Genomic DNA, 22,738 nt, shown 5'->3' on the forward strand with positions numbered 1-22,738 from the left:
TTAGGTAAAGTCACTTCTCTAAGTCCACAATTGAAAAATGCTAAACCACCAAGATAAGTTAGACTATTTGATAGTTTTACCTCGTCTATACTTGCATCGTAAAAGGCAGCATAACCTAAATGCTTAACAGAATCAGGAATAATTACTTTATCCCAATGTTTGCCACGTCCAAATTCTCTTTTATATCTAAGTTCATCGTTTGAATGACTTAAAGAATAATTTCCATTTATAGATTTCGTTCCTTCAGGAAATACTAGAATATTTGTCTTTTCTTTCTTTTCTAAGCCTTTATCACTAAAGGCAATTATATTTCCCTCAGAGGAATACATAAAATCATCTTCCGTCCAAGTAACATCAGACTTTGCAAATGCACTTGTATGCACAGTTGATGTTAAAACTAATAAAAGAGCCATAAAAAAGGCTCTTAGTCTGTTCGTATTAAATTTCTTCATTATGAATGTTCTCCTTTTCTTTTAATTTTTCTTCTCTTTTTCTATCATTGATTTTCTCCATTAATTCTTCCAAGCTAATATTGTTCCTCCTAAGAGTTACAATTATTTCTTCATTTTCAACTTGTATTTCTTCATCGCAAATTTCCTTGTATTTTGCATTTAAATCTTTCAATTTCTCTTCTATTTTTTTCTTTTTGTTTCTAATACTTATAAGTTTTCTGTTCACATAATATCTCCCTTCTATCTTGGTCTTCCAAAACCATAAAAGTGTGATTTCCAATATTTTGAATTTATTGATGTGTATTGAATTGGATCTCCTGCGTGAATCATCATTCCGTTACCTGCGTATATTCCTACGTGAGATATTGGAGTTCCACTGTTATATGTTGAGTGGAAAAATATAATATCTCCAGGTTGAGCTTCACTTGGACTTACTGGATTACAATAGTCTTTGTATATTCTCCATGCAGTTGTTCTTGGCATTCTTTTTACTCCTGACTTTGTAAATGACCAACATACAAAGCCTGAGCAGTCAAAGTTAGATGGTCCACTTGCTCCAAACACATATCTTTTGCCTATATGTTTTTCTGCTTCATTAAAAAGAGCCTTTGCAGTAGCTGAATCAAAAGCAAGACCAGGATTTCCAAAGTTTGGATTGTCTACTATTTCTCCTAAGTCCCCATTACCTGATCCAAAAACATCTCCCATATTTCCCTTAGCTTCAAGAAGAGCTTCATAATGAACTACATTGTCTGGATAATCTTTAAATATTTCCCTAACAACTTCATCCATTTCTTTTTTCTTTAAAGTTACAATTAACTTTTTATATTCGTACTCTTCTTTTTCATAGCTAGTATAAGGATTGCCACGACTATCATATCTAGTTCTTGCTACTGTTCTTGTTCTAATTTCAATTTCTTCCTTAAAATCAAGCTTATACATCTTATCGAAAAGTTCTTTTAAAATTCCTTTTACTTCAGACGCTGATTTTATTTCTCCACATCTTGAAGTTATATAGGATAAAAGTTCATGGGTATTATGACCAATTTCTCCTTCTTTATTTATAATATATTCGTCATATCCAGGATGACTTGTTTTTACACTTTCGATTTGTGATTGTAGGTCATATTCCATTGATGAAAATTCTTGATTAACTTCACTTAGAACTGTATCTTGTGATAGGTATGATGTTGTCATTACTGAGTTAACAGAGTTACTTAGTCCACTCATGCCAACACTTCCACCACCAATCATGATTGATAGCATAAGACCTAGTCCTATTACTAGAAATAGAACCATCTTACTTTTTCTTACGATTAGCTCTTTAGAAGCCTTACCTAAACTTAAAATAGCTTTTTTAACTCTATCGACAAATCTTGTTTCGTGTTTTTTAGCTATCATGCTCTTCATTTGCTTTCTTTGGTAAAACTTCTTAAATCTATTTTTCTTTATATAAGCATCTGACTTTTTTAAATCTTCCAAGCCACTTTTAAACTCCAGCTTGCTTTTTCTCTTTCTTATTTTCTTATCAAGTTTAGATAGCTTTTTTAAGGACTTTTTCTTTTTGTCTAACTTATACTTCCTTATTCCATGCTGGAGCTTAGAGCTTACATTAGCAGCCTTTTCTCCAGATTCTACACCAGTATTATCAGATCCTGAGCTTAAATAATCTCTCACTAATTCTGATGACTTAGCTCCAGATAATAAAACCCCAGAAGATAGGCTTCCTTTAGTTTTATTCTTTAAGATATTATCCTTTATCTTACTTTTAGACTTTTCAAGCTCTCCAATCTTTTTATCTGAGATAAAGTCTTTAACATCTTGTGATTTCTTAGAATCTTTAGTTGTAACTTTCTTAGATTCATTTTTTAAGTTATCAATTTTCTTTCGAGTAAATTTATCACTTTCATAATTTTTTCTCTTGTAGTAAGTCTTCTTTTTATTAACTTTCTTTTGTTCTGAAGGTTTAAGGCTTGTTTCTTTTTCATCTTTTATAAATTCTTGATTATTGTCTTTAACTTTCGAATTATCAAAAGTTTTATCTGTATCAACTTCGCTTAGCTTATTTTCTTTATCTATCTCTTTAGAAATTTTTTCCTTATCTCTAAACTTCTTTTCTTGATAAAGTTTCTGCTTTTGCTTTTTATCGATATTAGCATTACTCTCGTTCTTGCTTACTTCATCTTTAACAAGCTTATCTTTTCTATATATTCTCTTACTTTTCTTTGATTCAATAAGTTTATCTTCACTAGTGTAGATTCGCTTAGACTCTTTCTCGTTGATTTTATCTTGGAATTTATCCTTACTATGGATAAGTTTATCCTCATAATTTTTAAGAACTTGTCTTTTACTTGATTCCTTCTTATTGCTTATTGGTTGAGCCTTAGCTGAAATATCATCTGTTGTTAATTTATTAGAGTTAACATTTCTACTGTTTTCACTATCAAAATTTACCTTTTTGTAGTCTACATCTAAGTCTTCATCAAGTTTAAAGCTTTCATCTGCCCTTATTTCAAGATTAGTCTGTTTAACTTCATTAGCCTTATCCTTATTATCTAAAACTTCTTTTCTGATTCTTTCCTTGTTTTTAGCCTTCTGAAAATCTTTTAGTTTATCCTGTTTTTGATCTTTAGCTAATACATTCTCATGGATAAGTTTAGATTCTTTTTCTGAAATTTTATCTCCGAACCTATCCCTAGTCTTAATTATCTTATTTGTATAATCATCTGAATTAACAAGTTTACTTTCAAGATTCTTTTCAGGAGCGTCCCTATTTCGTATAATTTTCTTTTGAAAATCTTTTTTTAGTTTTTTATCCATATCACACCTACTTAGCTTCTTCTGGTTTAGTTGTCATTAGCTTATATAGCATAGTGTCTTTAGGGAATTTATCAATAAATGGAACAATAGTATTTCCAAAGAATAATAGTCCCTCACCTGCATTTGAGTTAGTAATATAGTTTAACTGATAAGGTGATATTTTTAATTTCTTAGCAAGAATATCTCTATCTCCAGATGCTTGATTTAACATTAGAACAAAGTCTGTATTATCAAAGATATTTTCAATTTCCTGACTTGTTAAAAGGTCTTTTACGTTTTGAGTTATACCTGTTGGAATACCGCCCCATTTTCTAAATCTTTTCCAGATTTCTACTGAATATGAAGCAGTTTGTGGGTCTTTTAATAAAAGGTGGAACTCATCTATATAGTATCTTGTAGACTTGCTTCCTCTATTAAGGGAAACCTTGTTCCAAACCTGGTCTTGAATTACAAGCATACCTATTTTTTTAAGTTGTGTTCCTAGCTCTTTTATATCAAAACAGAGCAGTTGTCTATTTAGGTCAACATTAGACCTATTATTAAATACATTAAGACTTCCTTTAACATAAATTTCCATTTCTGTTGCGAGTTTTCTACCAACTCCCTCTTCTTGGGATAGGAGCATATCATATAAATCTCCTAATATTGGCATATTTTCTAGTTTTGGGTCTTCAAAATATTTTTGATATATCTTTGGTAAGCACCTATCTATAACAGATTTTTCTGCAGCAGTAAGACCAGATCCTCCTACTACAAGTTCAAGCATAGACATTATGAAGTTCGCCTTATCCTTTAAAGGTGCGTCCCCATCTCCATAGTTCATATTTATATCTAGTGGATTTAGGTAGTCCTTTGACTTTGCCGAAACTTTAATAACTTCTCCATTAAATTGTTTTACAAGGTTTGAATACTCGCCTTCAGGATCACAAATAATTACATCATCATCTGTGACAAGAATTGCATTTGCCATCTCTCTTTTTGCCGAGAAAGATTTACCAGAACCTGGTGTTCCTAATATTAGTCCGTTAGGATTCTTTAGTTTCTTCCTATCTGCCATAATCAAGTTTTGGCTAAGGGCATTTAAGCCATAATACAAGGAATTTGCCGAATCAATAAATAGCTCTTCTGTTGTAAAAGGCATAAATACTGCCGTTGATGATGAAGTTAAAAATCTTTTTATCTCGACTTGGTTAACTCCTAGAGGTAAGACAGAAACAAGTCCTTGTTCTTGTTGATGAGATAATCTTTTTACCTGACAATTATGTCTGTTAGCAATTGATGAGATTTGAGCAATAGTATTTTCTAATTTTTGATTAGTCCTAGCAAAATTCATCATTACTATGGTAACTACAAAGAGCCTTTCATCTCTATTTTGTAAGTCAGATAACATGGACTTAACATCCGCACCAAAAGTATTTATATCTGATGGAATAATATCCATATCATATCCTGCTCGAACTGCTTTCTTTTGTTCTTCAATTTTCATTCTATCCAGGTCTGTATTTTTTCTCTTAATGAGTTTAATGGCTTCTGCTTGTTCAACTACATCTATATGAAAAGCTACATAAATATTGTCATCAATATCTAAAAACTCAGATAACATTCTGTCTGATAACTCACTTGCAAGTATTTGAAAATGGCTTACTGCTCCAATATATTTACCAAATTTAAAATTATTTGCTGGTGCAAAATTAAAGATATTGGGAGTTATATGTGACTTTGTAGACTCTTTCTTCTTCAAATCTTTATATGAAAAATAAAAGTTTTTGTCTGGATTTAACATATCGTGAACAAGTCTTAGCCTTTCTTCACCATCAAGGCTTTCTGCTCTTACTCCCATAGATTTAAAGTTAGATAAAATATCTACTTCAAGTCTATTTAACTTTGCTCTTGCTTGCTCTAGGTTATCGGCTTCTGTTGTAAAGGTTATATACTTCATCTTTTTAAGTCCGTTATTGCCCTTTGCAAGTTGAAGCTTTAACATCTCCCTAAACTCTTTTCTTACATCGTCATAGAAGTCTCCCTTATCAGCAATTTTAATTGCATCTTGTAGGTCTTTATTTCTTCCTAATTGATTTACATACGAAAGTTCAATGTGGACACTTGGATCAAAAGAATTTAAAAAGTTGGCAAATTGGTTAAAGATTAAATCTCTATCTTCTTCCAATGCCAACTGGTAATTTATATCTTGAAATGAAATTGTCCTTGAATAATTTTTTTCATCTAACTGGCAAATGCCCTCTGGTAACATTCTTATATAGGGAATTGTATCTTCAACAGTAAATCTCTTTTTCTCTTTCTTTAAAAGTACACTTAGAAGACTATTTGTTGGATCTTTCTTTGTTTTTAGCCTTCTTACTTCCTTTCGGTCTTTTTTTAATTGTTTTTCCCTTAGATTTAAGTCGCTGATTTGCTTTTTTCTTTGCTTCAAGGTATGCCTCCTTTCTTATTCTCTTAGTTGGTTGATAAAACTTATGAAGATAGAAAAATTTAAAATACTTTTCAAAAGTTAAGGTGTCTTTTTCATATAAGGTTATAAAAAAGATTGGCAGGGTTACTATTAACATTACAATGATAGAAACATCATTAGGTAGATATTTCTTCATAAATATATAGGTTGGTATGCCAATTAGTCCTGCCACGGAAAAACCTATAAGTTGTCTTTTAGTTAAGTTAAAGGCAACCTTTGTTTTAATCTTGTCCAAATCTTTTGGTATTGGTACATACGCCATTTTAATCTCCCTCTACTTCTTCTTTAGAAAGTTCAAGTATATGGTCATAATTAGATGTTGTTTCCTCTTCTAGGTAGTTAATTCTTTCTTCTAATTCTTCTTGTTTTTCTTCATTTCTGTCATTGTATTCTCCTTGATACATAACAAATTCATTGTGACATCTTCCGAGTCTATTTATTCTCCTCTTTAAGTTTCTAATCTCTTCATTTCTTTTCTTCTCTTTTAAGATTTCATAAGTTCCTCCTAATAAAATTCCAAGTCCCAATAAAGCACAATTTTTCTTTTTTAACATTTATTCCTCCTAGTGCGTATTCATAATACTTTTTGCAACTGTTCCACTCTTAAACATCATAAGTCCAAGTAGTAGAGCATATCCTAATATACTAAACAAGCTTGCGTGAATATCTGTAATCTGTACCGTTCTTATTAAAACGGTGTAGATACCTAAACATACCATCAAAAACAAACCTTGTAGTCCCAAGGCAAAAAGTCCCTTGATATAATTTGTTCCAATCTGACCCCATTCTTTATTTCCCATAGTCGCAAATGGTATGGATGATACTGATGAGTAGACATATATTTCAAACATACGCCCATATACTATTAAGGTAATAGTTAAAGATATACATTGAATTGCAATCCTTACAAGGCTTGTTTCAACTAATATCATTAAAAGCTCACCTATTTCTTTTTCTTTTAATGTATCAACCATTGCAACTATCTGATCTCCTGAAACAGTGGCAGAAGTAGTGATTACCCCTGCCGCTTTGTTTACAAGATTTTGTGCCACATCAAAGACTGCCATTGAAAATTCAAAGGCATGGCTTGCAAGGTAGACTGCTATAAACATCTTTATAATGTATTTGAAAAACTCAAAAGTATCTGTATCGTGCATATTATTCTTTTGCATAACCATATTTATGAGTTCAATACATAAAACTGCTGTTATGATAAGACCTGCTATTGGAACGATCACATTATCATTAATGTTTTTTATGAAGTTATACACTTCTCCATTCCAACCCATTGGTGTCTTCCCAACATCAGTTGCAATAACTCCTACCTTGTCATTTATATCTAAGAACATGGACTCAAGATTTGCTTTGATACCTCCGAGTAGCATATCCTTAAAAAATTCAGTTAGCTTGTCAAAGATACCAAACATAGACTTTCTCCTATTTTAAAGCATTTGCAAGTAGTGGAATTAATTTAATACCGATTAGTACAATTCCCCCACCAGCCATAAGCTGCTTTATGCCTAATTAGAGATTGTAAAATACTTGTAGTGTGTCTGTATTTCCTATGAAATTGTAGTAAATATCAATTGTTTGGGTGATTTCTCCATTCACTACTTCTTTTTCGTGAACATAGATTTTTGAGATGAGTTCGTTTAAGGTTTCTTTGTCCAGCTTCTTTATATCCCTATGTTTTTTTATGAGTTCAATCCATTTTTTGACATTAACATCTTCAAGTTCTTCTTTAACAATCAATTTTTGATTATCTTCTATTCTTTGATTTAAATAGTCTTGTTCATTTTGTGATTTTTCAAGAATTTTTTGGAAGTTACTTTCACTTATCTTGTTATCTAGCCAGTCATCATATAATCTTTCAATCTTCTTAGTTAAGTCTTCTACTCTTATTTGATCTTCGTAAATCTTATCCATGATAAATTTTTGTTCTTCTGCATTATCAATTTCTCGTGATTTTTCAAGTGCTTTTATGATTTCTTTTTCATCTTTTAATGCTATTTCTGCATTTTTTCTAATATCTTTAAGCACTATCTCATAAAGAGTATCGTAATAAATTCTATGCTGACTACATAATGACTTTCCGTATCTTCTATAAGTGTTACAAGTGAGTAACTTTTCTCTTTTTTTTGATTTGTTTCTTCCAAGATTTAAAGATTTTCCACAATCGGGACATTTCACAATGCCTGCAAATATACTTTCTTCTCCATTTTTAAATGGTCTTCTCCTGCTCTTTAATTTTTCATTTGCTATATTATAAATATCTTCAGAAATAATTGGTTCGTGTGTATTTTCTACTATTATCCATTCCTCTTTAGGTTTATCGGATAACCAACCTACTTTAAATTTATAATTAACTTTTTGACTAGCAATATGACCAATATAAACTGGGTTTTCAATAATTTCTTTTAGGGTTGTGCAGTCCCACCAATACTCTCCACCATCTACGGTCATTTCTAACTTAGTTTTTTTATTTCTAAGTCCTTTTTTTCTATTCCACCAGGTAGGTGTAGGTATTTTTTCTTCAAAAAGTCTTCTTCTAATTGCTTGTACTCCATAACCACTAAAAGCAAGATCAAAAATTTTTTCAACAATCCATGAAGTTTCATCATCGATTACTAATTTATGTGGATCTTCATTGTCTTTCCTATATCCTATTGGAGCAAGACAACCAATAAATTTTCCTTGCCTTGCCCTTGTCATATAAGCAGATTTCATCTTTTTCGAAACATCTCTTGAATAAAACTCGTTTAAAACATTTTTAAAAGGAACTATTTCGTTGTTTTCTTGAAAGGTATCTACTCCATCATTTAAAGCTATATATCTGACATTGTTCTTTGGGAAGAAATTTTCTGTATAGTATCCAGTCTGCAAATAGTTTCTTCCAAGCCTTGATAAATCCTTAGTGATGACTATATCCACTTTTTTATTTTCAATATCTCTAATTAGTCTTTGAAATGATGGTCTATTTGTATTTAATCCAGTATATCCATCATCTATATATACATCGTAAATACTCCAACCTTTTGATTTTACATAGTTTTCTAAAAGCTCCTTTTGGTTTTGTATGCTGGCACTCTCTCCTTTCTGCTCATCATCTTTAGATAGTCTGCAATAAATTGCAGCTTTGAATGAAAAGTCATTTGAATTTGTTTGTATCATTTCCTATTCCTCCTTATTTGAGTTTTCGGAAATAACACAACTTTCTCTAAAACTATTTTTATTATAGCACTCTTTTCTATTACTATCAATATTATATTTGCTATACTCAATTTCATTGTCCTTACTTAATTTGCTTGATTTTTTTATTAATCTTAGAAAAGCGTCTGTGTCTGTTCTTCTATTATCATAATTTCTTTTTACAATGTATTTTGTTTGTCTTTTTGTCATAGCTTATCCTTTCATGCAATAAAAAAAGGCGATTAGATTTTTAATTTTCTAATCGCCTTTTAAGTGTCATATTTATATTTTTATTATCTCTGGCATACTTTTATACCTTTTTAGACTTAAAGTCCTTAATAATACCTTTCCACCTCTTTTTATCTATAAAGATTCTCCTACATCATAGTTCATTTTTTTATTTAAACCTTTCTGTGTTAGTTTTTCTTTATCTTCTTCATACCATTTTAAGATTGTCGCATAGTGGTTTTGATAGGTCTTACCACTGCTTTCCATGTATCTTGATAGTTTATTTATCATTATTTCTGCGTGTGAGTTTAGTTTTTCTTTAAGGTTTTTATATTCTTCTTTGCTTAGCCTTACATTTTTGAATTCTCCATAAAAGATGGGGGTAGATTTTTTATCTTTTTCTATCTCTCCCTCTCTCCCCTTATCTATACTAACCTTATCTAATCTACCCTTATCTATACTGGGTTGACCACTTGACAACCTTTGGTTAACCAGATGACAACCAACTTTTTCTTCTGAAATATATGCTCCATTTTCCGTCTGATAAAGCTGCTGTTTCTGCTCTATATACATTGTTGGCTTATATCTGTCTTTTCTAATAAAGTTATTTATCTTCCAATGAGTAATGACGATAATCCCCTGATCAAAGACTATCACAAAGCCTTTGGCAATAAGTATTTTTAGGTCGTCTTCATTTGCTCCTATAATCTTGATGATTTTCTTAGGGTTATTTACAAAACCATCATCATCTGCCCTCATTGATAGATGAAAATATAGGCATTGACTACTTAGTGGCATATCCAAAAATAAGTCGCTATCTACTATCTTTAGTGAAAACATTCTTTTATCTGCCATGCTCTCCTACCTTTCTTAAAATAAAAAAAGACGATAGTTTTTACTTCTACCGCCTTGCGTACATTTATTATGTTTTTAAAATTTATTTTAGTTCGTTTTCAATTTCTTCTATGGTTGGTAATGCTCCCTTTAAACTTTCAGGAATTAAGTTTTGTAGATGATATTCTGAAATTCCAATAGGCTCTCTTGAGCTTTCAGAAGCATATTTTGCCAATACATTATCCTTTGTCTTACAGATTAAAAGACCTATTGTTTGATTATCCCCATCTCCCTTTAATATATGGTTTACAGATGTTACATAGGTTCCAAGTTGTCCTATATCCGCAGGTTTAAATGCGGAAATTTTAACCTCCACAACTACATAGCAATGTAGCTTAATGTTGTAGAATAACATATCAATAAATTCTTCTGAATTTCCAACTACAAGTCTATATTCTCTGCCCACGAACGAAAAACCTGTCCCTAGCTCCAATAAGAATTTTTGAATATTATCCATCAAAGCGTCTTTTAATTCTTTTTCATCATAATTTTGCCTTATAGATATAAAGTCAAAATTATACGGATCTCTCGTCATTTCATTGGCTAAATCACTTTGTGTAGCAGGCAAATTATTTGTGAAATTTGTTATTGCTTTTCCTTGTCTCTCAAATAGATCTGTATCCAAGAAATTTAAAAGCACAGCTCTACTCCAGCTATTTTCTAATGTTTTAGATATAAAGAAAAATGCTTTATTTAAATTTCCCTCACATCTATCCATAATATATCTTTGATGTCCCCATGGGATACTAAAAATCATATTAAAATCTCCACCGACTTTAGATATTTGTAAATCGTCCACAAGCTGTGGACGATTTAATGGCGAATACATTTCATAAAATTTTTTCATATATTTTAAATTAGTAACAGAAAATCCTTTAACATTTGGAATTTCATTTTTTAAATCCGAACTTAATTTTTTATAGAATCCGCTTCCCCATCTGCTTTCTGCCTTTAAGCTAATAATTTCTTCTCCTAAACCATAGTAAAACTTTAGCATTTCAGAATTGACTGAAACTGCTGCTTTAAGTTGCCTGCTTGTATATGATCTTTTTATTTTCTCAAGCATTTTTATATATTCACTATCTCCTATAATAGCTAAATCTTTTTTATCCATTCTCATCACTCCAATCTGATTCTTTTTATTTTATTCTGTTTTTTTGCACCAATAGTGGGAGTTTACATCTTTTTATCATAATCAGCTTACGTTAAACAAGCTCATTTTATCACTACACATTTAGTTTAATTAATGTGATTATACCAAAAATGTTAAATCTTTTCTATCTCTCCCTCTCTCTCTTTATCTATCTCTATATCTTTCTCTATCTCTATCTCTCCGTTGCACTTTTGTTGCTTATGTGTTGCATTGGTGTTGCATTGCAACATTTTTAATTCTCTAGACTTTCTTGAACGCCTTGTAGAAGCTGTTTCTGATCCGATTAAGTTTGGTATTTCAGTTAAATAGTATTCATCATTTTCTGTTACAACTTCTAATAAGCCTTGATTGATTAAATAATTTACCGTAACCATTACATCATCGTCTGTTTCATCTATGGTTAGTGCTAACTCTTTTATAAAATCACTTTCTACTCCGTCATAATAGAGTTTTCCCTCATCTTTTAGGCTTAGTAGTAGAAGTTTTAGGTAGATAATCGTGTAGGTATCTCCTCCCGATATTCTTCTTAATCTTTTTATCCTTTTGTCTGTGAAAAATTCTTCTTTTAATTTTATCCAATAATATCTTTTGTTTGTTGCCATATCTGCTCCTTTCTTGATTTTCGATAATCGAAATTCTTGATTTCCGATTTTCGGAAGTCTTGTTATTATAGTTATTTAAGGGTGTAACTTTTCATTACTCCCTTAGATTTCTCTGGTCATATCTTTTTTGTTTGGTTTTACTTTTTCTTTTACTTTCCTTTTGACTTTCTCTTTTGTCTTATCCTTGTTCTTGGATAGGTCTTTGTATTTCTTTATTTGTTTTAGGATACTTTCTTTTTCTTTTTTATTTTCCTTGGCTATGACTTGTTTAAAGGCATATTCCATTACTTTTATGTCTTTGGCTTGGAAGAATACTTCATAGTTTTTGCTTTCTTTGTTTTTCATTACTGAGAAACTTATTCCAAGTTTGTTTAGTTCTTTTTTTAAGTCTTTGAGGTCGCTTTGATCTATGCTTATATTTTCTAGTTGTCCTTTCTTGTAGAGGTCTTTTAGTTTCATTTCATCGCCCATAAGACTTTTGAGGTTTCCGTTTGCTTTTTCTAAAGTTTCATTCATCTTTTTTCTTATTTCTTTTTCAAGATTGATTGATTCTTTTGCTGCCTTTATTGTGTATGTTATTATGGTTTGTGCTGCTTGACCTGCTTCTTTGCTTATTTCTTCGTTTATCATGTTTTCTCTCCTTTGTTTGAATTAAAAAAAGGGAAGTATAGGCTTTAATTTTTCTATACTTCCCTTTGATTGTTTTTATTTTATTGTTCTTGGTGGTGGAATGCTTTATTTTGTTGTTTTTATAGCTTACTTAGGTATTTATACCTTTTATACTTTAAAATAGCTTACAATACCTTTCCACCTTTAGTAGTTTGTGTGTGTTCTTATGTCTGATAGATAGTTTTTCATGTTGGAATATAATATCTGCACTTCTGCATTGTTCATCGCTTTTATTTCTTCTGTGCTTTTATAGGTTTTGTATGTTCCATCTTGATCTGCTTTTATGAGTTCATCTATTAGCTCTTGCCTTTTATTCATCTCTATTACCTCCTAGATCTGCCTTTATTTTCTTGGTCATATTATAGCTTGGATAAGATATTTTTACCAGGTCTTATCTTTCTTGATTTTTGTAATAGTCTTTAGTCATTTGTCTTTTTTTATTAAACTTATCACTGTCTTGCTTATACTCTTTTATCTTTTCTATGATACTTTCTTTTTCTCCCATCTTAATTGCCTTGTCAATTTCTATGGATAGGTCGATATCATATTCTTTATTTACTACTTCTATTGCATATTTAATATGATTTATTTCCTTGTATCTTTCCCTAATCTTTTCTGACTCTATATTTAATTTACTGATTTCATCTTCTAAGCTTTTAATTTCTCCTAACCATTCTTTTTCTCTTAAATTTTTCTTTCCACTAATTTTTTCAATTAAGTTTCTTGCCCTTATATGTTGGTCTATTTCCTTTTGATTATTCTTGTAGAAGCTTTCTTTGAATATTTTCTTGCTTTCATATTCTTGGTAGGTTGCTTTTGTTTCTCTTACGGTCTTTGCATAGGCTAAGCACTTATTAAGGTCTTCTATCTTTTGACTGTTTTCTTTTATGATCTTATATATTTCAGAGTTTTTACTTCTTAGGGTGTTTGTATGTCCTTGTAGGTCTGATATGGTTTTTATTTTATTTTCTCTTAGATAATTTATTCCACTTGCATATCTTTTTAGATCATAGATTGCCTTGTTTCTTTTACCATAAAATGATAATTCAGCTCTATTATTTTCTTGCATTTCTTGATAGAAGCTTAAATATTCATAGAGGTTAAAGAGTCCTGATTCATTTTCGATTTGCTTTTTACTTTGGTCTTTATATTCCTTGTATGATTCTTTTAGCTTATCTTTGAAGCCTGCTAACCATGATGTTATTTTCTTTATTTCATTTCCTATGTTTTTTAATAGTTCATTCTGTTTTTTTATTTCACGATTTATATCTCCTTTTTCTGTTCTTATTCCTTTTCTTTCCATTGCACTAGCACTTGCTCCTAAATGTATTGTTGGTATTTGTTTTATACCTTGTCTTTTAAAACTCCTATGGTCTACTCTTTTTTCTATATTATTTTTTGCCAGATATTCATTACAAAGGTCTGAAAAATTTTCTCTCCATTTTTCTACATTGCCTTTATCATTCCAGGTTGTTAGTTCTACTTTTCTTGTCTTTGGTTTTCCATTTTTGTTTAAAATCTTTTCTCCTTTTTCATCTAGGATATATTCTTTTTTACTTTTTTGCCCCCATGTTCCATCTTCATTTATTGGTCTTACTATGGTCATTATATGAGCATGAATATTTTGATTTCCCACTCTACTTTCATCATGAATTGCTAGGTCTACTATCATTCCCTCTTTTACAAAATTGTTTTGAACATATTCTTCTATCATCTTTTTATTTTCTTCTTTGCTTAACTCTTTTGGTAATGATATGATAAAGTTTCTTGCAAGTTGGGCATTAGAGTTTTTCTCAAAAAGTTCTACCGAGTTCCACAAGGTTTTTCGGTCTTTATATTCTTCTGGTGCGTAATCTGGCAAAAAAATTTCTTTGCTAATTACTCCTAGCTTTTTGGTGTAGTCATGGGTTACTCCATCCCATTCATTTTTTATTTTTTCTCCACTTATATATGCTGCACTTGCTACTGCACTTTTGCCTTTTCCTCTTGATATTATGTTTACTGAAAAATGAAAACTGTCTGCCATTTTTATCACTTCCTTTCTTTTTTTGTTGTTTTAGGTGGAGGCTTAGAAGATTTTATATAGCCACTTTGTGAATGAGCGTTTTGAAATGATAGAATTAAAAAAGCCGACTACTGAATTAATTTTGTTGTTTCAGTATGTCGGCTTAATTGTTTTGTTCATTTCAAATTTTAAAAGTCAAGGGCGAGCATTAGCGAGTTTATTTACCCTTGACTTTTAAAAAGCGAATGGTTGTTGCTCCCTGCAAGGGTTTGGCTCCGCAGGACGCAAGCACCCTTTAGGGTGTATAATTGCGCCCTTAGAAAATCTAAGGGAGATTTGATTATTTTATTTTCCCTAATTTTCTCTTATTATTTTTAGTGTTTCTTTAAATTCTTTTGTCTTTGTTGCTTCTTCTAGTAGGATTTTTATTTCTTCATCTGTTAGTTTTTCTGCATTTTCTATAAGGCTTTCTAAGATTGCTCCTCTTGTTATTAGTCTGTGAGTTCTTTCTTTTCTTTTTTTCACTATGTCTTGTTTTAATATCTTCTTTTCTTGATTTTTTAGTTGCCTTAATCTTTCTTCTGTATGGTCAATTTTGTCTTTTATTTCTTTTGATTCTTGTCTTATCTGATCTAATTTTTTCATACTTATATCCTTTCCTACAATAAAAAAGACGACTAGATTTTTATTTCTAATCGTTTTCGTTTTAAATATTATAATTTGCTATATTCCGTTTTAATTTTATGTTTTCTATATTTCTTTCCATGTAATCCCAATCTGGAATGTTATAACTTTTTGTTTATCTTTTTTATCATATTTTTCTCACAAAGATAAAAGATGTAGGCTATTAGTAGATAAATTCTTCTGCCATTTTTATTTATATTATTAGAGCCCCACTCAATTTTAAAGCCCATTTCAGTGATTTTTTTCAAGCCTCTTGTAAATTATCAACCCTACATGATATGTGACTCAATTTTAACATTTATTTTATCTCCTTATTATATTTTCCAATTTTCTACTTTACCCCTGATTCTCATAAAACTTCTATATAGTCCCTCTTCTTCTATTAAATCTATGTGTTTTCCTCTTTGAACAATTTCCCCATCGTCCAATACAAGTATTTGGTCTGCTTCCTCTATTGTTACAATTCTATAGGCAATAATAATTACAGCTTTTCCTTTACTTAAATTAGATATGGCTCTTTGTATTAAATATTCATTTTCTGGATCTATGCTAGATGTCGCTTCATCTAATATGATTATAGGAGCATCTTTTAGCATAGCCCTAGCTATAGATATTCTCTGTTTTTCTTCTAACTATAATTTTGTAATTTTCTCATCTGAAAAGTTTCCTATAATTCTTTTACTTTGATTATCGAAACATAAAATATGCTCACAACATTCTTCTATTAATTCATAGTCATGAGTTATTATGAAAATTGTCTTTCTTTCTTTCTTTAATTCCAACATATTTTTTGCCACCTCTTGCATATGGTAATAATCCAAACCACTTGTTGGTTCATCAAAAAAAATAATGTCTCTATCGGATACCATAGCTGTGGCAATAGCTAGCCTTTGTTTTTGACCACCTGACAAACTCATAGGATGTTTTTCTAGCAAATGATATAGATTTAAAGACTTTAATATATCTATATACTTACCATCAGCATACTTAGCAGATAAGTTTACCTTCATCTCCTCTTCTACGCTTTCAGTAAATAATTGGTGATTAACATCCTGCATAACAATATAGCTTTTTTTAACCTTTGTTTTTTATCCATCTTTATCCCTGCTACTTTTATAACCTCTTTAGATTTCTTCTCAAGTCCGCAAAAGCAATTCATAAAAGTTGATTTACCTACCCCATTTAGTCCAACTATACCAATAATAGAATTCATTGGTAAAAATATATTTTTAATATCTAAGAGTTCTTTTTCTTTTACTCTAAACTTTAAATAGTCTATTTGTATTAGGTTATTATTTTTATATTTGTTTGCTTTGTTATCCGTAATATTCCCTATCCTGCTATAAAACTTTAATTTACGATTTTGATTACTTCTTAGTCCCATCTCTTTAAGAGCTTTATATGGGATATCTTCAAATTCATTTCCCGAGAAAGTTCGTTCTATTTTCCCCTCTTTCATATAATAAACTCTATCAGCTAAACCCATTAAATACCAAAGTCTATGTTCTGCAATAATTATTGTCTTTCCCTCTTTTTTCCATTTTGTTATTATTTCTCTCAATTTCTCTATAGAGTCAACATCCAAATTAGATGATGGCTCATCCAACACAATAATTTCAGCTGGAAAGGTTTCAGAAGTTAAGCAACATATTCTTTGCTTTTCTCCACCTGATAGTGTAAAAAGATTTCTTTTTTGAAAGTCTTTAAGCTTATATTTTTCCAAGATGTCTTTTATATTCTTTACAATATCTTTTGGATTCATATTATAATTTTCAGGTTTAAATGCTAATTCGTCTTCTACTATGGCATTAAAAAATTGACTTTTTGGATTTTGGAATACAGAATTTACTTTGCGAGATATGTCTCTTATATCCATATTTGTAATGTTCTCATCATCTATACATACTTGTCCAGTTAATTCACCAAAATAAAAATTAGGTATCAATCCATTGATCAGCCTTAAAATGCTAGTTTTTCCGCACCCAGAAACTCCTGTAAATAAAATGCATTCGTTCTTTTTTATCTCTAAGTTAATGTTTTCTAAACATTTTTTGTCAGAATTCATGTATTTGAAATTTAAGTTTGTAAATTTTATCATGGTCAACCTCTTATAAATAAAACTACTAGGAAAAAAAGCATACTCATTAAGATATAATCAACTTTACCAAAACATAATCGATGAATAGATGATCTGTTTTCTTCTATTGATAATCCTTTTGTTAAAGCTGAAACTGTAAGTTCTTCCCCAACTTTCATAGATGACATCATTAAGGGAATATATTTATACTCAATAATTTTAAAAATAGAAATACTATTTTTAAAACTTATCCCCCTAATTCTCATAGCTTTTTTTATCTCTATATTATCCATTATTACATTTGGTATGAATCGAAAAACAACAGATAGTGGTAAATTTATTTTTTCTGGAATTTTCATCTTCCTAAAAGCTTCTAATAGAGATGATACTTCTGTAGTATTTAGAAGATAATAGCCACAAAATAAACAAGGAAACATTTTTGCAATGATATTAACATACACATTAATAAAAATGTTAAGAACAAGTGGAATAGCATCTGCCATCCCACTTATCCTTATTAGTTGTGCAGATATATATATAATAATCCCCTTAACCACTGCACTAACTTCGCCTTCACATAAAAGCAAACCTGCTGTTAAAGCAAACAAGGCAAATTTGATATAAAGTCTATTACCATAATCATATGCATTTAATACTATAATATTTACTACAATCAAAAGTAATAGTTTGGTTCTAGGGTCGAGTTTAGCTAACGATTCTTTATGCAAAGTCATCTATACTATACCTGCTCTTTTAAAATGTTTATTTAATAATTTTTTACCAATGAAATATCCTATTAAAGCCCCAACAAAACCTAAAGCTACAACTACTATCAACATATAGTTTTCTGTCAAAGGTCGAACAGCTTTAACATATTCTGGTGCTATTTGTTCATATTTACTAAAATATACGTCCTTCATAATCCACATAGGTAACATAGAACCGACTGACCATTCGGTAAAAACTCCATATCCTATTGCGAGTTTGTTACTTGACTTATATTCTCCCGATTTTATAATTAGATCTGCAAGAATACCGCAAACACATCCACTTAGTAGTAATATCCAATGTTGACCCATCAAGAATCCAATTAAACCAAGAAGGATTCCCATAATTGAAATAGCTCCAAATTTTCCTACTTTTGTGCTAACAACTAAAAATGGTAAAGCTCCAAGTATTCCTAAGAAAAAAGGTATGAGTGGCATTAGTATGGGAATATTTCCTAAAATTCCACTTATCATAAAGGCCACCATAGTCAAAACTACCATTATACCAACTGTTATTAGATCCTTTGCTGTTAATCTCTTTTTCATTTTTTTCATCTCCTTAAATTTTCCAATTTTTCGCTTTTTCTATATTTCTTACAAAATTTTTATAAAGTCCTTCTTCCTGAATCAATTCACTGTGTTTTCCAATCTGTTCTATTTCACCTCTATTTAAAACCACAATCTGATCAGCTTCTTTTACTGTTTTTAAGCGATGAGCTATTACAATAACTGTCTTATCCTGAGTAAGATTTTTAATCGCTGTGTTGATATCTCTTTCATTTTCAGGATCTATATTGGCTGTAGCTTCATCCAAAATGATAATAGGCGCATTCTTTAATATTGCTCTTGCTATGGATATCCTTTGTCTTTCTCCTCCTGATAAATCAGCTCCTCCTTCTCCTATAATCGTATTGTATCCATCCTCTAGTTTTGATATGAAGTGATCACATTTAGCATTGATTGCTGCCTCCTTAATATCTTGTATTTCAGCTTCCGGATTGCCAAACTTAATATTTGCTTCTATTGTATCTCTAAACAAATACACCCTCTGAAAGACCATACTAATTTGGGACATAAGGTTTTCCAAATCGTAATCCTTAATATTGACATCTCCTAATGTTATCTCTCCCCTATCTACGTCCCAAAATCTGTTAACTAAATTTGCCAAAGTTGTCTTACCAGAGCCACTTGGCCCAACAATAGCTGTCGTTGAACCCTGCTTTGCAAATAAATTTATATTTTTTAATACCTTTTCATCCCCATAAGAAAAATCAACATTTTTAAATCTTATATCATAATTTTTTGGAGCTACCTTTATGTTCCCTGATTTTATTGAAGGGAGTTGATCAATTGACATAATTTTTTCTATATCGGTAACCATTATAGGCAACATAAAAAACATACTTGAAGCATCTTCCAGTTGGCTATATATTTGGAATGAGATGATAATTAAAACTAAACAAGCTATTAAGCCTATATCACTATGAAAATACAAATAGACTGATACAAGTCCCGCGAGCATACTCATAATTCTTAATACCATTTTTTGTAAAGAAATATAGGGAACTCTCATTCTCTCTATCCTTAAACTTGCAATATGAAGCCTTTTTATGGACTGGCTTATATCACTTTTTGAAGAAGAAAACAAATTATACGACCTTATTACTTCCATTCCCCTAATAAACTCCAGTACACTGTCAGCAAATTCCATCTGATTTTTCACTCTTCCTGGCGCAAGTTCCTTTGAAAGATTTAACAACTTGTTATTTATTAGCAAAAAGAATCCTATACCTAATAAATAGATAATGCTTATCTTATAAGAGAATATGGAAATAACCATTGACAGAACTATGCTATTTATAATTCCAACTAATGTTGTCGATACAACAGCTAAAGACATACTCTCAAGTTCATTCATTGTTTCTGTTGTAATGCCAGTTAAATTAGCTAATGTATGACTGCTAAAATATCCCATGGGCATAAATCTCATTTTATTTGCGATGGATATTCTTTTATCCTCGCACATAGAATAAACTGCTTCCGTTTGTACATCCCTTGATTTTATAGAAAGTAAAATTTGCCCAATCATGAGAATTAAGAGAGCTATAAAAATTAAAATTGAAATCTTTATATCTATAGCACTGTCCAAAAGTAGCTTTATAGAATAAAGAAGCAAAGCATAATTTGCCATAATAAATATACATTTTAAAAGCTCTAAACATATGCTTTTCCACCATAAAAATTGTCTTGTGCCAGCAAACTTGAAGAATAATTTATAAGCTTTTATCATCTCTTACCTCCTTTCCTATGCATTTTCTAATTCTCATAATTATTTGCCTTCCACATATTTCTATATAATTTTGAACTCCTAAGCAATTCTTCATGTGTCCCTGACGAAACTAGTTTTCCGTTTTCTAATAATATGATTTGATCCGAATTTACAATTGTATTTAATCTGTGGGCTATAACTATTAACGTTTTATCTTTTGTTAAGTCTGTTATAGCACTTTGAATCAACGTTTCATTTTCCGGATCTACATATGCGGTGGCTTCGTCTAAAATTACTATTGGAGAATTCTTCAACATAGCTCGTGCTATAGTTATTCTCTGTTTCTGCCCTCCTGATAAAAGATTTCCTTCTTTTCCAACTACAGTTTGATAACCCTGCTCAAATTCCATAATAAAATCGTGGCAATTAGCTCTTTTACAAGCATCTATTACCAAGCTGTCTTCTATATTTTCATTTCCCAATTTCAAATTTTCCATTATACTTCTATTGAATAAATAGTTATCTTGTGAAACATAAGAAATCACATTGGTTAATTGTGCAATGGGAATATCTTTAATATTTACTCCACCTATAGAAATACTTCCAACTTGAGGATCCCAAAACCTATTTATCAACTTGACAACAGTAGATTTCCCAGAACCTGAAGGCCCAACAATAGCTGCTTTTTCTCCTTGCTTTATATTAAATGAAAGTTCGTTCAAGATATTTTGCCCTTCAATATATTGAAAATCTACATTTTTAAACTCAACATCATAATTCAATATAGTTTTTTTGATGCTATTTACACCTACCAATTCATCTACGTTCAAAATATCGTTTATTTCTTTCATTATCATTTTTATTTTTGCTAAATTATCAGTATATATCACTGCTGATAAAAGAGGGCCTGTAATCCCTAGGGATAAAATCAAACTGAAAAGGAAATCTGCTAAGCTAAGTTCTCCTATGCTATAAAGATAACAACCAATTGGCAGTGTAAAAACCATAGAGCTTACAAGATTCATCATAAATGAAGTATATTTTTGAGTACTTTTTAGCCATTTGATATTAGCTTTTGTATTCTTTTTTACCACATTCACAAACTTTGAATAGGAATTTTCTCCCTGACCAAAAGTCTTTACAACTTCTATTCCATTAATATATTCAACCACGGTAGAACTCATATTATTTCTTATATCGATGATATTTTTGTATTTTTCTGAAAAAGTATTCATTATCTTTGAATAGGAACCTATACCAAATGGTATTGTTAATACTGAAGCTATACCCATTTTCCAATTTAGTGTAAAAATATATATAATAATCGCAATAGGAACTAGTATGTTTGAAGCTACCTCAGGAACAGCATGAGCCAATGGAACTTCAAGTTGTTCAACTCTCTCTACAAACAAACTTTTAAACATACCTGACGAATTATCAATAACATATCCCATTGGGACCTTTGTTAGTTTTTCTGCTATATAATTACGTAATTTATCTAGCACCCTAAAAGTAGCTTCATGAGATAACGATGTTGAAATACCTGTACAAGTATATTTTACGCCATATGCTATCATTGATATTGAGAATAAAATCACATAAGTTTTAAAACTATTCATATTTTCAATTAAATTCAAAATAATTTCCGAAATGCATATATACGGAATCATCCCAAATCCAACACCAATGATGGCCAGGATAATAGAAAAGATATATCCTTTTTTCTCTTCTTTTATAAAAGCTTCTAAGCTAATTTCAGTTCTCGTCATTTTTACACTCCTTTCCAAGTTTAATGGCTAATTCCTTAGCGAAATTGTGGTTTTCGATACAAGAAAAATGATCCCACCCATATATAATCTATTTTTATTGGTTCTATAATAAATGTTGGGGTGAGATACATTCTCGCCCCAACATTTGACAAAGAGCCTTTTTATTTCGCCTAATATTGCATCTTCAATTTCACCAAGCTCAATACGATGGCCTTTTATTTTAACCTGTGTATCTTTTCTCCCTAAGAATTCTATTGTTCCATCATCCCATGTTCTCCCGTTATCACCTGTTTTGTACCATCTTATTCCATACTTTTTGAAAAATTTTTTCACCGTTAATTCTCTGTCGCCATAGTAACCTTTAGCAACACCAACTCCACCTATTAAAAGCTCACCCATTACATAATTGGGGCAGTTCCTTCCAAGTTCATCTACAACTCTATAAGCTTGATTTTTTAGTGCTTTTCCATATGGAATCGAAATCCAATCTTGAGGAATAGTTTTAGGCACGTTTAAGTAATTTGACCATATATTCAAATCTTCTTACTTTAATATTCCTTTTAGATATGAATTTACTTGGTTGATAATGGCTATCATTGCTTTTCTATTATACATCGGTTATAATTACTAATACAATAGCTTTGAATTAAAAAGGCTAATTGGAATATTGTCTAAAAGGGATATACGAAT

Annotated in this window: 22 protein-coding genes and 3 pseudogenes; all 25 read right to left on the reverse strand. The window is 30.5% G+C overall.

The features are described from left to right. On the reverse strand, positions 1-452 hold a 452-nt coding region (locus HGPB_RS06085; RefSeq protein ID WP_036738495.1), incomplete at its 3' end, for a leucine-rich repeat protein. Beyond that, positions 439-678 (reverse strand): hypothetical protein, encoded by a 240-nt coding sequence (locus HGPB_RS06090; protein WP_001080402.1) that lies wholly within the window; start codon positions 676-678, stop codon positions 439-441. The genes HGPB_RS06085 and HGPB_RS06090, both read right to left, overlap by 14 nt. Before the next feature lie 14 nt (positions 679-692). Beyond that, positions 693-3,272 (reverse strand): C40 family peptidase, encoded by a 2,580-nt coding sequence (locus tag HGPB_RS06095; protein WP_019132814.1) that lies wholly within the window; start codon positions 3,270-3,272, stop codon positions 693-695. A 7-nt stretch (positions 3,273-3,279) separates the two neighbouring features. Beyond that, positions 3,280-5,703, reverse strand: a complete 2,424-nt coding sequence (locus HGPB_RS06100; protein WP_019132815.1) for a VirB4-like conjugal transfer ATPase, CD1110 family — start codon at positions 5,701-5,703, stop codon at positions 3,280-3,282. Further along, positions 5,594-6,004: a PrgI family protein gene (locus HGPB_RS06105; protein WP_000332188.1), complete on the reverse strand. Its 411-nt coding sequence runs from the start codon at positions 6,002-6,004 to the stop codon at positions 5,594-5,596. The genes HGPB_RS06100 and HGPB_RS06105 overlap by 110 nt, the downstream gene beginning before the upstream one ends. A 1-nt stretch (position 6,005) precedes the next feature. Beyond that, positions 6,006-6,296 carry a hypothetical protein gene (locus tag HGPB_RS06110; protein ID WP_000914151.1) on the reverse strand — a complete coding sequence of 97 codons (291 nt, stop codon included), beginning with the start codon at positions 6,294-6,296 and terminating at the stop codon, positions 6,006-6,008. Positions 6,297-6,305: 9 nt separating this feature from the next. Then, positions 6,306-7,169: a VirB6/TrbL-like conjugal transfer protein, CD1112 family gene (locus HGPB_RS06115; RefSeq protein WP_000466919.1), complete on the reverse strand. Its 864-nt coding sequence runs from the start codon at positions 7,167-7,169 to the stop codon at positions 6,306-6,308. A gap of 10 nt (positions 7,170-7,179) precedes the next feature. Next, on the reverse strand, positions 7,180-7,260 hold the full coding sequence (locus HGPB_RS08665; RefSeq protein ID WP_143434426.1) for a Maff2 family mobile element protein: 81 nt from the start codon (positions 7,258-7,260) through the stop codon (positions 7,180-7,182). A gap of 6 nt (positions 7,261-7,266) precedes the next feature. Beyond that, entirely contained in the window at positions 7,267-8,913 is a 1,647-nt protein-coding gene (locus HGPB_RS06120; protein ID WP_019132816.1) for a recombinase family protein, read from the reverse strand. A 3-nt stretch (positions 8,914-8,916) separates the two neighbouring features. Beyond that, on the reverse strand, positions 8,917-9,141 hold the full coding sequence (locus HGPB_RS06125) for a hypothetical protein (protein WP_019132817.1): 225 nt from the start codon (positions 9,139-9,141) through the stop codon (positions 8,917-8,919). A 153-nt stretch (positions 9,142-9,294) separates the two neighbouring features. Continuing rightward, a complete protein-coding gene (locus HGPB_RS06130; protein ID WP_019132818.1) occupies positions 9,295-10,014 on the reverse strand; it encodes a hypothetical protein in 720 nt (239 codons plus the stop codon). An 82-nt stretch (positions 10,015-10,096) separates the two neighbouring features. Beyond that, positions 10,097-11,167 carry a PDDEXK nuclease domain-containing protein gene (locus HGPB_RS06135; protein ID WP_019132819.1) on the reverse strand — a complete coding sequence of 357 codons (1,071 nt, stop codon included), beginning with the start codon at positions 11,165-11,167 and terminating at the stop codon, positions 10,097-10,099. A gap of 155 nt (positions 11,168-11,322) precedes the next feature. Then, positions 11,323-11,808: pseudogene (locus tag HGPB_RS06140) on the reverse strand (phage replisome organizer N-terminal domain-containing protein); the annotation flags it as partial. Positions 11,809-11,910: 102 nt separating this feature from the next. After that, complete coding sequence (locus HGPB_RS06145; RefSeq protein WP_019132821.1) at positions 11,911-12,438, reverse strand: PcfB family protein; 528 nt, start codon at positions 12,436-12,438, stop codon at positions 11,911-11,913. A 183-nt stretch (positions 12,439-12,621) separates the two neighbouring features. Continuing rightward, positions 12,622-12,795 carry a hypothetical protein gene (locus HGPB_RS08865; RefSeq protein WP_004829396.1) on the reverse strand — a complete coding sequence of 58 codons (174 nt, stop codon included), beginning with the start codon at positions 12,793-12,795 and terminating at the stop codon, positions 12,622-12,624. Positions 12,796-12,868: 73 nt separating this feature from the next. Continuing rightward, on the reverse strand, positions 12,869-14,503 hold the full coding sequence (gene mobQ, locus HGPB_RS06155; protein WP_019132822.1) for a MobQ family relaxase: 1,635 nt from the start codon (positions 14,501-14,503) through the stop codon (positions 12,869-12,871). A gap of 333 nt (positions 14,504-14,836) precedes the next feature. Beyond that, entirely contained in the window at positions 14,837-15,127 is a 291-nt protein-coding gene (locus tag HGPB_RS06160) for a DUF3847 domain-containing protein (protein WP_019132823.1), read from the reverse strand. Between the two features lie 353 nt (positions 15,128-15,480). Further along, positions 15,481-15,792 (reverse strand): annotated as a pseudogene (locus tag HGPB_RS06165) (ABC transporter ATP-binding protein); the annotation flags it as partial. Between the two features lie 6 nt (positions 15,793-15,798). Continuing rightward, positions 15,799-16,176 carry an ATP-binding cassette domain-containing protein gene (locus HGPB_RS09125; RefSeq protein WP_019132826.1) on the reverse strand — a complete coding sequence of 126 codons (378 nt, stop codon included), beginning with the start codon at positions 16,174-16,176 and terminating at the stop codon, positions 15,799-15,801. 8 nt (positions 16,177-16,184) lie between these two features. After that, complete coding sequence (locus HGPB_RS06170; RefSeq protein WP_051008343.1) at positions 16,185-17,264, reverse strand: ABC transporter ATP-binding protein; 1,080 nt, start codon at positions 17,262-17,264, stop codon at positions 16,185-16,187. A gap of 2 nt (positions 17,265-17,266) precedes the next feature. After that, positions 17,267-17,977 carry an energy-coupling factor transporter transmembrane component T family protein gene (locus tag HGPB_RS06175; protein ID WP_019132827.1) on the reverse strand — a complete coding sequence of 237 codons (711 nt, stop codon included), beginning with the start codon at positions 17,975-17,977 and terminating at the stop codon, positions 17,267-17,269. Beyond that, a complete protein-coding gene (locus tag HGPB_RS06180) occupies positions 17,978-18,556 on the reverse strand; it encodes an MptD family putative ECF transporter S component (RefSeq protein ID WP_019132828.1) in 579 nt (192 codons plus the stop codon). It abuts the gene before it with no gap. Positions 18,557-18,569: 13 nt separating this feature from the next. Further along, positions 18,570-20,300 (reverse strand): ABC transporter ATP-binding protein, encoded by a 1,731-nt coding sequence (locus tag HGPB_RS06185; RefSeq protein ID WP_019132829.1) that lies wholly within the window; start codon positions 20,298-20,300, stop codon positions 18,570-18,572. Positions 20,301-20,326: 26 nt separating this feature from the next. After that, on the reverse strand, positions 20,327-22,048 hold the full coding sequence (locus tag HGPB_RS06190) for an ABC transporter ATP-binding protein (protein WP_019132830.1): 1,722 nt from the start codon (positions 22,046-22,048) through the stop codon (positions 20,327-20,329). 168 nt (positions 22,049-22,216) lie between these two features. Then, positions 22,217-22,588 (reverse strand): annotated as a pseudogene (locus HGPB_RS06195) (AMP-binding protein); the annotation flags it as partial. Between the last annotated feature and the right edge of the window lie 150 nt (positions 22,589-22,738).

The sequence above is a fragment of the Peptoniphilus obesi ph1 genome (genome assembly GCF_000311865.1).
GTDB lineage: Bacteria > Bacillota > Clostridia > Tissierellales > Peptoniphilaceae > Peptoniphilus_E > Peptoniphilus_E obesi.